This is a genomic window from Candidatus Albibeggiatoa sp. nov. BB20, assembly GCA_016744725.1.
Taxonomy (GTDB): domain Bacteria; phylum Pseudomonadota; class Gammaproteobacteria; order Beggiatoales; family Beggiatoaceae; genus Albibeggiatoa.
Map to the genome: position 1 here is coordinate 1 of JADGDW010000133.1, position 12,982 is coordinate 12,982.

Consider the following 12,982-nt stretch of genomic DNA (forward strand, 5'->3'; position numbering starts at 1 on the left):
CTTTATAATAAGTTAAAAGAACTGCCAGCGGCATTTGGGGAACTACAAAATTCATTCCTACTTGATATATATGGAAACTACTTAGAGATTCCTCCATATGAAATAGCCAACCAAGGAATAAAAGCCATCCGAGACTACTTTGACGCACTAGAACAACAAACCCGCCCCCTCAACGAATCTAAACTCATCCTCATTGGCGACGGTGGTGCTGGTAAAACCTCCCTCATGAAACGCCTGCTTGAACAAAACTTTAACCCGCAAGAATCGCAAACACACGGCATCAACATCAACACCCTTGCACTCAAACACCAAAACGAAGACATCAAACTGCACTGCTGGGACTTTGGCGGACAACAAATCATGCACGCGACGCATCAATTTTTCCTTTCCAAACGCAGCCTTTATCTACTGGTACTCGACAGCCGCCGCGAAACCCAACCCGACTACTGGCTCAAACACATCCAAACCTTTGGCAACAACGCACCCGTCATCATCGCCATCAACAAAATAGACGAAAATCCACACTTTTCCTTGCCCAAACGCAAACTAATGCAACAATATCCCAACATCAAACACATCGCTCACATCTCCTGCGCCACCCAAGACGGCATTGACGATCTCAAAACCCAAATTCAAAACCTGCTAGCCGACATCGAACTGCTACATACCCTATTTCCTGCAACATGGTTCAAAGTCAAAACAGCGATTACCGAACAAGCGACACAAACCGACTTCACCAGCTACGAACACTTTGTAAATATCTGTAAAAATAATGATATACAAAAAGAATCCGAACAAAATACCCTCATCAACTTCCTGCACGACTTGGGCATCGTGATTCACTTTCAAGACCGTTGGCTGCGTGAAACCAATGTCATCAATCCGCAATGGATAACCGAAGCGATTTACAGCCTCATCAATGCAAAACAATTGGTTGGCGGCAAACTGCACCGTGAGCAGCTCACACAAATCCTTGATAACGACATTTACCCCACACGAAAACATGATTATATTATTGAATTAATGAGAAAATTTGAACTGTGCTACGCGCTGAATGAACATGAATTCTTGCTGCCTGATTTATTCCTCACAGCAGAACCCGATTTTGAATTTGATGACAGCCAAGCCCTGCATTTTAGATTTGACTACGACTTTTTGCCCAACTCTATTTTTACCCGTTTCATAGTCAGAATGCACAACGATATTCATGACAATACTTACTGGCGCAACGGCTGCTTACTGCACAATCCTCACTATCAAAGCAGCGCATTGATTGAAACCGAGAACAACCAAATCAGCGTCCACATCACAGGACAACAACGCCGTGAATATTTAACTGTGCCGCAATTCATTCTCAACGACTTAAACAATCACTTTAACAAGCTAAAAATCACAACAAAAATCGGCTTGCCCGACAATCCACACATCACCGTCGATCAAAACTATCTCATGCAATTAGCCAAAAATGGACAAACGCTATATATTCCACCAGAAACGCCAGATAAAACTTATAATATCAATGAATTACTCGGGACAGTTTCAACTAAAAACCTAGATGAAAATCAAGTGATACAAATATCTGAAATGATTGCAAATATTTTAGGTGACAAATTAGATGGAAGAAATGTATATATTCACGGCAATGTGGAAAAACTGAACTTGAATACAGGGGATAACGCTGAACAAATATTGAATACTTGATTGTTAGACTGCGGAAATTAAACCCAGCATGATGGGCGCATCAGTTAATTTACTTGAATTATGGCGGCGGATGATGAAAAATAAGAACTAAACTGATTTCAGGAGTGCAAAATTAATTCTGCATGAGCAAAATAACAGGCACTCCTTTGTGACGAAATTACGTCAATGTGACTTTAGCAAATTTACGCTTTCCAACTTGATAAACATGTTCTGTACCTGCTTGTAATTGCAGTGCTTTATCACTGATTTTTTCGCCATCAATTTTAACCGCACCCTGCTTAATCATGCGGAATGCCTCTGATGTACTGCTCACCAACCCTGCATCTTTCAATAACTGAGCAATACCAAGCTGACCACCCTCTGGCGTAAAGTTATGCTCTGGCATATCATCAGGGATTTCATTTTGTTTAAAACGCGCAACAAAATCAGCATAAGCTTGTTCAGCAGCAGCTTTATCATGAAAACGGGCCACAATTTCCTGTGCAAACTCCACTTTCACATCACGCGGATTCTTGCCATTTTCGACATCCGTTTTCCATTGTTGAATTTCTGACACTGATTTAAAGCTCAACAACTCAATATAACGCCACATCAAATCGTCGGAAATAGACATTAATTTACTGAAAATATCGAACGCAGGTTCGTAAATACCAATGTAATTCTTCAAAGATTTAGACATTTTTTGCACGCCGTCCAAACCTTCCAAAATCGGCATCATCAATACCACTTGAGGCTCTAAATCCGCCTGTTTTTGCAGCTCACGACCAACCAATAAATTAAATTTCTGATCCGTACCACCCAATTCCACATCTGATTTTAATGCGACAGAATCATAACCTTGAACCAATGGATATAAAAACTCATGAATCGCAATCGGTTGATTGCCTGTATAACGCTTATGAAAGTCATCACGCTCCAGCATTCGCGCCACCGTCTGTTTTGCTGCAAGCTGAATCATATCACTGGCACTCATTTTGCCCATCCATTCAGAGTTGAACCGAATAATGGTTTTTTCAGGGTCTAAAATTTTATAAATTTGTTCCTGATAACTCTGAGCATTCTGCTTAACTTGTTCTTGAGTCAAAGGTGGGCGAGTTTCATTTTTACCTGTAGGGTCTCCGATCATGCCCGTGAAATCGCCGATTAAAAACGTGACTTCGTGCCCGAGCTGTTGAAAGTGACGCATCTTATTTAATAAAACCGTATGCCCTAAATGTAAATCAGGCGCGGTAGGGTCAAAACCTGCTTTTATTCGTAATGGGCGACCTGTTTCTAATTTTTTGCGTAATTCGTCCTCAATTAGCAACTCATGAACGCCTAATTTTATTTGTTGCAGTGCATCCGTGACTGAACTCATTATGAACCTCGATGTTATATAAAAGGGTAAAAATGGATGACAAACGGCTAAATTTATGGTTGAATATGACCGCTTCTATAATTAGATAGTGTGGTCGAGGTAAGCGACTCCAACCTAGATGATGCCAGAAGCAATAGCTTAACATAAGTGCTATAAATTATTGACTATTTTCTGTATGTAATATGTGTTATATTTCGGTACAAATAATAATATAGACAATGAGTTATATCCACCTTTAAAAGTATAACTTTAAGCTGTTCAAAGGCTTAAGCTCATATTTTAAGTATCGAATCGGCGAATGACATACTTGAGTTAAAAACTATGAAAAACCAAGCGCATAACATAAAAACAACTAAATTTCGTTCAAGCGTCATTGCTGTGGCGATGATTAGTGTTGCCTCCTTTACTTGGTGGCTAACTTCTAGCGAAGCTTTTGCACCCAATATTCCTATTTCAAGCTTGCCTAATACTCAGGTTGTTGAACAGCCAGAATTCCAAAGCATTAAGCAAGAAATTCAACAATTAGAACGAGATCAGTATCAAGAAATTGAAACCACAGTACAATCTGGCGATACCTTAACCCATATTTTTGAACGTCATAATTTAAAAACAGCCGACTTATATGAAATCTTGCAACTGAAGCAGTTTAAATCACAGTTGACCCAATTACATCTTAAACAAAAAATAGTTATCTTACATACTAGTCAAGGCAATGTGGTTGACTTAACTTTGCAGTTAGGCAAGGACAAAGAATTACAAGTTTATAAAAATGATTTTGGGTTTGATGCAGAAATTTTACAAGGCGGTGAACCTGTCCTTACTTCTCTTGCTCAACACAGTATTGTAACTGAACCTCAAACTATATCTAATAGCAATGTTGCAACTACAGCAACCGCATTAGCAGTAACTACAGTTGTTACTAAAGCAGTTAAAAAAGCCCCAAAATTCAAATCTAATCGCTTAGAATTAAAAATAAAATCAGGCGATACCTTGTATAAATTTTTCCGCCAACATAAACTGAATCTAGCAGACTTAGAACGTATTTTAAAACTGAGTCGCAAATCACGCCGTCAGTTACAAAATCTTAAAATCAATCAAAAATTAGTGATTACTCGCACTAAAAACAACCATGTTAAATCTTTAAGCTTAGCCATTGGCAAGAAAGCAACTTTGCATTTCACTCAAAAAGGCAATAACTTTAAAGGCGAGATTGAGAAAAACGGCACTCGTGTCGCATTGAATCATAAACCTAAACCTCGTTTGCGAGTTGCAAAACAAACTGAGAATAAGAAAGCTAAAAAAGTAGCAGCAAAAAAACCTGCTCGCACGATAGTGAAAAGTTATGCACCATTGAAAGCACCTAGCCCACAATTGGGTGACATGATTAAGAGTGCGAAAAAATATTTAGGTTATCCTTATGTTTATGGTGGTACAACACCGCGTGGCTTCGATTGCAGTGGCTTTGTGGTCTATAATTCTAAGAAAGCGGGTATTAGCTATGTACCGCGTACAGCACACCAGCAATATAAACATACTGCGACTACGCCTGTCAGCAGAAAGAATTTAAAACCGGGTGATTTGGTGTTTTTCCATAGCAGAAATAACCGTAAACGGATTGGGCATGTAGGTATTTATATCGGCGATGATAAATTTATTCATGCGCGTGCTAAAGGGCCTAAGGATGTGACCATTACCAGCTTAAATAATAGTTATTATCGTAAACATTTTGTACGTGGCGGACGTTTATAGTAGCTTGGCTTATTGAGTTTTCAAAATCGGGCAGAAATATGGCTTTTTGCCCGATTTTGGACTCATTTTCTACATAAGCATGTCATTATTATCAGGTAGAGTGGAGTGTGCAAGCGCAGGTTTGGCACTCCATTCGTATTTTAAAAGGTTTGTACATGAAATTAAGTCGTATCTTTATTTTGCTATTGAGCTTTTTTGTCAGCACAGCAGTCATGGCAAAGCAAGTCAGCATCATAGGTGTAGGTGATATTATGCTGGGGAGTAATTTCCCATCAGCCTCGTACCTACCTGCCAATAACGGCAAGGATTTGATGCAAGCGGCATACCCGATTTTACAAAATGCAGATGTCACTTTTGGTAATTTAGAAGGTACTATCCTTAATAGCGGTGCAACAATTAAAAATTGCAAAGCCAGTAATAAATGCTATGCGTTCCGTATGCCTGAAAAATTAGCCCCTAATTTAGTTGATGCAGGTTTTGACGTACTCAGTATCGCAAATAACCATGTACGTGATTTCGGCAATAACGGCTTAAAAAACACTCAAAAAATATTAAGCAAGCTCGGTCTGCATTATGCAGGGCTGTCTAGTAAACCTAGCACCATTTTTACCAAAGATGGTATTACTTATGGGTTTGCTGCATTTGCACCGAATGTAGGTACACAAAGTATTCGAGATATTCCTACAGCGAAAAAAATCATATCTCAATTAGCTAAGAAGACGGACATTGTGATTGTGTCATTTCATGGTGGAGCTGAAGGGTCTAAACATCAACATGTAAAAAGAAAGACAGAAACATTTTATGGAGAAAATCGTGGCAATGTACATGCTTTTGCACATGCTGTGATTGATGCTGGTGCGGATGTGGTATTTGGTCATGGACCTCATGTTACCCGTGCTGTTGAAGTATATAAACAACGTTTTATTGCCTATAGCTTAGGTAATTTCTGCACTTACGGACGTTTTAATTTGCGAGGAGTGAGTGGTGTTGCGCCAATTATCAAAGTCAATATGACTGAGATAGGTGAATTTATAAATGCGAAGATTACACCGATTCAACAAGTAGGGAAAGGTATAGTCAAAATCGATAAAAGCAAACGCGCCATTCAATTAATACGTCAACTGACCAAAGCAGATTTTCCTAAGTCAACTGTCACTATTGATAGTACTGGGCTTTTAACCGCTCAATAACTATTAACGAGATACGATGCGACGACAACCATGCGTTATCAAAAACAACATATAAATAAAAAACCTATTCGAGTAGGTCAAGCACAACGACGTTCTGTACGAGCGCGTTTACTGGGTAAGCAAAGCCAAATGACTTTGCCACCTGAACTAAAAGGTTACAACTACTCTATTGAGCATGGCTTAAAGAAGCCTATCAAAGCCAAAGTGTCATCCGTGCGGGTTGTATCAGCTGTATCAACTATTGCGGTATTACCTTTTGCTTGGTGGCTGACCAATTCAAATGCATTTGTAGTCAATGATCTTCAAGCCAGTCAGCCAGATATTATCGCAACAACGATACCTGGTCATATTGATACGGCTGCTGCATTAGCTGAAATGGAAACCATGACATCTCAAGTCATTCCAGAATCTGTTGTCAGTGCAGAGCCAGAAGTGATTGAGCCTATTGCTGAACCTGAAATACAAGCTGAAGTAGTTGAAGAGCCTGTATTTACGCCTTGGTTAGATATTAAAGTCCAACCCGGTGATACCTTATCCGCGATTTTTAGCCGTTATGAATTGAGTAAAGCCCATTTATATAAAATTGTGAATGTGGATAAGCAATCAGCCAAGAAGTTACGTCAATTGCGTCCTAATCAAAAGATACGGATCAAACGTGATGAGCAAGGCAATGTTGAAGAATTTATTTTAGATTTAGGTTTTGCTTCTGAATTAAGTATTTTCCAAGCTGAAAATGGCTTTAAAGCCGAAGTCATGCAAGGTGATGTGAAAACAGAAGTGGCAACAGCTCATGGTCAGATCAGCAGTACATTATTCAATGCGGGTTATGAAGCAGGTCTGCCAGATAGTTTGATGTCAAATTTGATGGAGATTTTTCGCTGGGATGAAGATTTTCATTTATTCCAGAAAGGCGATCATTTTACCGTGATCTATGAAAAATTCACCTGTGATTCAGAATCTCAGTTTGGTAATATTCTTGCGGTTGAAGTGTTTAATAATAAAAAACTACATCGTGCTGTTCGTTACACTGACGAAGCTAGCAAAACAACCTATTATCATCCTGATGGCAATCCTTTATTTGCCCAAGCAAAACGCAGCGTGAAAAAACTTAATCCGTTGATGACACCAGTAAAAGCAACCCGTATCAGCTCGAATTATGGAATGCGTACTCACCCTATTTCAGGTAAAAAACGTTTTCATAGTGGTATTGACTATGCTGCAGTAACAGGTACACCTATTGTTGCTGCAACTTCTTCAACTGTAAAATTTAAAGGTTGGAAGCGTGGTTATGGACGCACAGTGGTTTTGCAACACGATGAACAATACACTTCTTTGTATGCACACATGTCCAAATTTGCCGAGATTAAAGTAGGGCAAAAACTGAAACAAGGTATGACTATTGGTTATATTGGTCAGTCTGGTAGTGCCACAGGCCCACATTTACATTATGAAGTACGCTTAAATAATCAGCCACAAAACCCATTAGCTTTGCAAATTCCTAATGAAGCTTATGAAAAGCAATTGGCTAAGTTGAAAAAACAAGAAGCGCAGCGTAAAAAGCATTTTACAGAAACAACGCAAGCTTTACGTGAGCAGTTAATAACCGCATCACAGGAAACCCATGAGGCTTTAGGTATGCAACATGGTTCAACTTTAGCGAAGGCTGCAGGTGTTAAGAATTAATATATTGGATAATCAATAAATTTGGCGGTGTATTATAATCAATTTCGTTTTGGATATTAGGATTGGCAATCCTGTATCATCTTAGAATAAAATGACTGTACATCGTCAAAACTGATTTGGGACGCATTAGCGTCCTTTTTATTGTTGAGGATTAAATATGGGTTTCTATATTGGATTAATGTCAGGAACTAGTGTCGATGCCATTGATGCTGCATTGGTTCAAATTGATGCGCGGCAAATCAAACTTATAGCTCATTATACCCATGCTTGGCCTAGCCAGCTTCAAACATCTCTACTTCATCTCAGTCAAAATCCTGAAACCAACATTTCCTTGCGAGAATTTACCGAATTAGACCATTTTGCAGCTTATGAATTTGCCCAAGCGGCTTTAAATTTACTCGAACAAGCTCAAGTTGATGTGCAACAAATCAGCGCGATTGGCTGTGCTGGTCAAACGATTTATCATTCACCAAATACCAAACCAGCATGTACTTATCAACTGGGTGATCCCAATCTCATTGCCGCGTTAACTCAACTTCCAACCGTGGCTGATTTTCGTCGCCGCGACGTGGCTCAAGGTGGTCAAGGTGCACCGCTTGCCCCTGCATTTCATCAAGCAATATTTCAACATCCTACCAAAACGTGCATCGTATTAAATATCGGTGGTATTGCCAATATTACCGTATTATCTCCAGATCAAGAGGTGATTGGTTTTGATACAGGCACGGGGAATTGTCTACTTGATGCTTGGATACAAAAGCATTTAGGCCAAACCCAAGATCAAAATGGCCAATGGGCGGCCAGTGGCACAGTTTGTCAGCCATTATTAAATGATTTAGTGCAAGATGCTTATTTTGCCCAACCTGCTCCAAAAACCACGGGGCGAGATTATTTTAATTTAAATTGGTTAAACTCTTATTTGAAACAACATTCTTTAGCCCCGAATGATATACAAGCCACATTAGCCCAATTAAGCATTGATACAATTGTACAAGCCATTGAGCCTTACGCAGCTCAGCAAGTGCTTGTCTGTGGTGGTGGTGTGCATAATTCGTTATTGATGAGTGGTTTGCAGAAACAATTGAATTGTCCCGTACAATCAACAGCAACTTATGGAGTTGAGCCTGATTGGGTTGAAGCGATGTGCTTCGCATGGTTGGCACAGCACCGATTACAAAATCAGCCTAATAATCTACCTTCCGTCACAGGGGCAAATCAAGCAGTATCTATGGGTGGTATTTATTGATTTTCAGTAGTTTAAAATGAAATTTAACGGAAGTTTGATCTAAAGAAAAAAATATCTTGTTCAATAATTTGAGTGACGTAAGAGAACTTGATTGTTTGAAATCAAAATCTGTAGTTAGGGGTCACGTTTTCCATCTGAACGCAGTGCTACATATTTCAATGATGTGAATTTGATAACACTACGTTTTTTAATAAATGGCTAATCAGGACAAGAAGGACAACCACCTGCATTGGCTTGGCAGGCTGGGGCTGGTTTATTTTTAAAATCGGTTTCATACCAGCCATTACCTTTTAACTGAAAACCACCCGCAGAAATAAGTTTACGTAAACTGTCTTTGCTGCACTCAGGGCAAGTAGTTAATGGCGCATCACTCATTTTTTGCATTTTTTCCATCGTATGGCCACAGTCTTCACAAGCATACTCATAAATAGGCATCGGCATATTCCTCGCTATTTTAATTAATAAAAAGTTCTAAATATAAAAGGTTGAGCAAAATAATTGGGGAATACTAAAACTAACGGCACACTCTAAGTTCAAACATGAACGTGATGCAAATTTAAGAACCAGACATTCTCTATCAGAAATTATTTTTTTCATTCCTAAATATTTAATTTTGCATTTCTTAAATAAGGACAGCTCAAATAAAATCAAGCACTTTATTTGTAATATTGGCTGCTGTATTGAGTTTAAATCAAAAAATATCTATATTTGATAATAGCATATTTCTTATCGCTTATCTCATCGCTTGTATTGACTGCATGTAAATTGTAAAGTAGCAGTGTTTCCCATTATTAACTAAAGGAAAATGCTCATGCCAGAATCAGAAAAACCTGTTTACGTTATAATCAAAGGGCGTTTACTCGAAACCATTGAAAATAGGATCAATAATAAAATTAAAGAGGGTTATACACCTCAAGGTTCATTGATTTTATCTACTGATGGTGAAGCAGATTATATTCAACCTATGATTTTAAAAGAGTTTATGAAATCATAATTATTAAAAATAATAATTGGCATATTGGTTTTCGATAAACTTAAAACCTAAATGCTTGCCCTAATATTTTTATTCAACATCGTTTAATAAGACTATTTAACCGAATAATGCATAGATAATTTGTGAGAATCAGCCTTATGGCAAAAACACCAGACAAAATTGATGAGCGTGCTCAATATTTACTTAAGTTATTGGTTAATAAATATATCAAGGAAGGCATACCTGTTGGTTCTCGCACATTATCTAAAGAATTTGATGTTGATTTAAGTTCTGCCACTATACGCAATATTATGGCTGATTTAGAAGATATGGGCTTGGTTTGTTCGCCTCATACTTCAGCGGGAAGAATCCCAACTGTACTGGGTTATCGCTTATTTGTTGATTCACTGTTACAAGTAAAGCCATTAGAAAATAGCGAAATTCAGGTCATTAGCACCCAATTGGCTCAAGTGCAACAAAATGAGCAAGAATTGCTCACGCAAACCTCTAGCCTTTTGTCAGAAATTACCCATTTAGCCAGTGTTGTGATGCTGCCACGCCGCTTATGCAATACCTTGCGTCACGTTGAATTTCTTCCCCTTTCAGATAAAAGAGTGTTGGTGATTTTAGTTGTCAACGATCATGAAGTACAAAATAGAATTATCCAAACCTCACATCAATACAGTGCTTCTGAATTAGAACGCACGTCCAATTATTTGAATAATGCTTTTATCGGCAAAGACTTAAATGCAGTTCGTTCTCAAATTACCACTGAAATGCAAGAAGCACGTGAATCAATGGATAAATTGATGCAAGCGGTGATAGAAATGACAACCCAAGTTTTTCCAGATAAAGCTGATTCTAAACGTGATTATGTGATGAGTGGGCAAACCAATTTAATGGATATTGTAGATTTATCCAATATTGAAAAACTACGGCACTTATTTTCAGCATTTAACCAAAAACACGATATTTTACAATTGTTTGACCAAGTTATTGATAGTCAAGGTATGCAAATATTTATCGGTGATGAGTCTGGTTATGAAGTGTTGGGTGATTGCAGTATTGTCACTTCTCCTTATGTGGTCAATGGTGAAATAATTGGCGTTTTAGGTGTGATTGGCCCAACTCGCATGGCCTACGAACATATTATTCCCGTGGTTGACTTGACAGCAAAATTACTAGGTTCAGCGTTGAATCATTAGTTATGAAAATATTGCATACCTCCGATTGGCATTTAGGTAAAAAATTAGGTCATATTTCTTGTTTAGCTGAACAACAGCAAGTTTTACAAGAAATCTGTGATTTAGTAGAGCAACATGCTGTCGATGCCGTCATTATTGCTGGTGATTTATTTGATACGTTCAATCCATCTGTAGAAGCAATTGAACTGTTTTATAAGACTTTAAAAAGATTAGGAAATCATGGAAAAAGGCCTATTATCGCCATTGCAGGCAACCATGATTCACCTGATAGAATTGAAGCACCTCAGCCTTTGGCTCATGAAAATGGTGTGATTCTCATCGGATATCCCAATACCCATATTCCTATTTTTGAAACGCACAATGGATTTAAAATAAAGCAATCAGAACAAGGTTTTATTAAAATTGACCTGCCGAATAAAAGACCACTTTGTTTATTATTAACTGCATTTGCAAATGAATTCCGCTTAAAAACCTATTTAAACCCTGATAATCCCAAACAATCTGTACGCAATATGCTGGCACAATCATGGCAAAATTTGGCTGACAAATACTGTGATAAACAGAGTATTAATATATTAATCAGTCATTTACTCATGTATCAATCAGCCCAGCATCCTTTGGAAGAGCCTGATGATGAAAAACCAATTGAACAAATATCAGCACCTGTTTTTACCCATAATTTACCCAAGCAATTGGATTATGTTGCGCTGGGACATTTGCATCGTTTTCAAACCATAGACACACAAATTTGCCCGACCATTTATAGCGGTAGTCCATTGGCTTATAGTTTTTCAGAGGCTTTTCAAAAAAAATATGTGATTTTGCTCGAATTTGATAAAAATAAGACTTTATCTATTAATCCCATTGAATTGAAAACAGCTAAAACTTTGATTATAAAGCGTTTTATACAAGTTAATGATGCTGTAAAATGGCTGAGAAAACAACATGATGCCATTGTTGAACTGACCATGCAGACCGAACACTATTTAACGGCTAAAGATAGAAAGGCTTTGCATGATGCGCATGAAGCATTATTTATCATTCCTGATGTACAAAGTACAGATTTATTTGAACAATCTCAGACTAAAACCAAGCATATTTTAGAAAATTTTCATAATATGGATCATTTATTTGTTAATTACTTTCACACAAAACATGGCCAACAGCCAAATAAAGAGGTTTTAGCATTGTTTTCTGAGTTATTAGCTTCCGAGAAACAACATGATTCCAGTTAAATTGATAATTGAGGGTTTATACTCTTATCAAAAAAGACAAGTTATTGAATTTGAAAAGTTTAACTCGGCTAAATTGTTTGGTATTTTTGGTACGGTTGGCAGCGGTAAAATAACTATTTTAGAAGCTATTTCTTTGGCGTTGTATGGAGAGTGTGAAAAGCTAAATAAAAGAAATAATTTTAGTTATAACTTGATGAATTTAAAAGCAGAAAAATTATATATTGAATATGAGTTTAAAACATTTACCGATGAGTATTATAAATTTACCGTACAAGCCAAACGTAAAAAAACTTTTGCAGACGTGACGGGGATTAAACGTACTGCATATCAAAAATTGAACAACGAATGGCAAGCAATTAATGCCACCAGTGCGAATGATTTATTGGGATTGAGTTATGAATATTTCAAACGCACCACGATTGTGCCACAAGGTAAATTTCAAGAATTTTTACAATTAGGGGCTAAAGATCGCACTACGATGCTAAAAGATATTTTCAGCTTACAGCGATTTGATTTATATGATAAAACTGCGGAGTTGGATAAAAAAACTAAACAACCACCCGCTAAAGACGGGTGGGTTAGAGGCTTGGCGGCTGAAAGCCGGGATACAGGGCGACCAAGCCCTGTTGTCATTAAAGAATTA

11 protein-coding genes are annotated in these 12,982 nt (G+C 37.8%); 9 read left to right on the forward strand and 2 right to left on the reverse strand.

The window, feature by feature from the left end; genetic code table 11:
• The coding region (locus ABXH34_RS13975; RefSeq protein ID WP_353572501.1) for a COR domain-containing protein at positions 1–1,701 on the forward strand (1,701 nt) is incomplete at its 5' end.
• Between the two features lie 157 nt (positions 1,702–1,858).
• Here the strand turns inward: ABXH34_RS13975 and tyrS are convergent.
• On the reverse strand, positions 1,859–3,058 hold the full coding sequence (gene tyrS / locus ABXH34_RS13980) for a tyrosine--tRNA ligase (protein WP_353572502.1): 1,200 nt from the start codon (positions 3,056–3,058) through the stop codon (positions 1,859–1,861).
• A 321-nt stretch (positions 3,059–3,379) separates the two neighbouring features.
• Between tyrS and ABXH34_RS13985 the strand changes: the two genes are divergently transcribed.
• The 4 genes from ABXH34_RS13985 (at position 3,380) to ABXH34_RS14000 (ending at position 8,926) form a co-directional block, all read left to right on the forward strand.
• Positions 3,380–4,807, forward strand: coding sequence for an NlpC/P60 family protein (locus ABXH34_RS13985; RefSeq protein ID WP_353572503.1), 1,428 nt, complete (start codon positions 3,380–3,382; stop codon positions 4,805–4,807).
• Between the two features lie 155 nt (positions 4,808–4,962).
• The gene (locus ABXH34_RS13990; RefSeq protein ID WP_353572504.1) at positions 4,963–5,997 is read left to right on the forward strand and encodes a CapA family protein; all 1,035 of its coding nucleotides are present in this window, start codon (positions 4,963–4,965) and stop codon (positions 5,995–5,997) included.
• Between the two features lie 30 nt (positions 5,998–6,027).
• On the forward strand, positions 6,028–7,680 hold the full coding sequence (locus ABXH34_RS13995; RefSeq protein WP_353572505.1) for a M23 family metallopeptidase: 1,653 nt from the start codon (positions 6,028–6,030) through the stop codon (positions 7,678–7,680).
• Between the two features lie 157 nt (positions 7,681–7,837).
• Entirely contained in the window at positions 7,838–8,926 is a 1,089-nt protein-coding gene (locus ABXH34_RS14000; protein ID WP_353572506.1) for an anhydro-N-acetylmuramic acid kinase, read from the forward strand.
• A gap of 198 nt (positions 8,927–9,124) precedes the next feature.
• Here ABXH34_RS14000 and ABXH34_RS14005 read toward each other — a convergent pair whose 3' ends face one another.
• Entirely contained in the window at positions 9,125–9,361 is a 237-nt protein-coding gene (locus ABXH34_RS14005) for an FmdB family zinc ribbon protein (protein ID WP_353572507.1), read from the reverse strand.
• A 376-nt stretch (positions 9,362–9,737) separates the two neighbouring features.
• Between ABXH34_RS14005 and ABXH34_RS14010 the strand changes: the two genes are divergently transcribed.
• The 4 genes from ABXH34_RS14010 to ABXH34_RS14025 form a co-directional block, all read left to right on the forward strand.
• A complete protein-coding gene (locus ABXH34_RS14010) occupies positions 9,738–9,920 on the forward strand; it encodes a hypothetical protein (RefSeq protein ID WP_353572508.1) in 183 nt (60 codons plus the stop codon).
• Positions 9,921–10,057: 137 nt separating this feature from the next.
• Positions 10,058–11,104 carry a heat-inducible transcriptional repressor HrcA gene (hrcA, locus tag ABXH34_RS14015; protein ID WP_353572509.1) on the forward strand — a complete coding sequence of 349 codons (1,047 nt, stop codon included), beginning with the start codon at positions 10,058–10,060 and terminating at the stop codon, positions 11,102–11,104.
• Between the two features lie 2 nt (positions 11,105–11,106).
• Positions 11,107–12,339: a metallophosphoesterase family protein gene (locus ABXH34_RS14020; RefSeq protein ID WP_353572510.1), complete on the forward strand. Its 1,233-nt coding sequence runs from the start codon at positions 11,107–11,109 to the stop codon at positions 12,337–12,339.
• On the forward strand, positions 12,326–12,982 hold a 657-nt coding region (locus ABXH34_RS14025), incomplete at its 3' end, for an AAA family ATPase (protein WP_353572511.1). The genes ABXH34_RS14020 and ABXH34_RS14025, both read left to right, overlap by 14 nt.

Excerpts from the sequence above, each read along its gene's own strand:
- tyrS (WP_353572502.1), bottom strand. The coding sequence starts at position 3,058 with ATGAGTTCAGTCACGGATGCACTGCAACAAATAAAATTAGGCGTTCAT.
- ABXH34_RS13985 (WP_353572503.1), top strand. The coding sequence starts at position 3,380 with ATGAAAAACCAAGCGCATAACATAAAAACAACTAAATTTCGTTCAAGC.
- ABXH34_RS13995 (WP_353572505.1), top strand. The coding sequence starts at position 6,028 with ATGCGTTATCAAAAACAACATATAAATAAAAAACCTATTCGAGTAGGT.
- hrcA (WP_353572509.1), top strand. The coding sequence starts at position 10,058 with ATGGCAAAAACACCAGACAAAATTGATGAGCGTGCTCAATATTTACTT.
- ABXH34_RS13990 (WP_353572504.1), top strand. The coding sequence starts at position 4,963 with ATGAAATTAAGTCGTATCTTTATTTTGCTATTGAGCTTTTTTGTCAGC.
- ABXH34_RS14000 (WP_353572506.1), top strand. The coding sequence starts at position 7,838 with ATGGGTTTCTATATTGGATTAATGTCAGGAACTAGTGTCGATGCCATT.
- ABXH34_RS14005 (WP_353572507.1), bottom strand. The coding sequence starts at position 9,361 with ATGCCTATTTATGAGTATGCTTGTGAAGACTGTGGCCATACGATGGAA.
- ABXH34_RS14010 (WP_353572508.1), top strand. The coding sequence starts at position 9,738 with ATGCCAGAATCAGAAAAACCTGTTTACGTTATAATCAAAGGGCGTTTA.
- ABXH34_RS14020 (WP_353572510.1), top strand. The coding sequence starts at position 11,107 with ATGAAAATATTGCATACCTCCGATTGGCATTTAGGTAAAAAATTAGGT.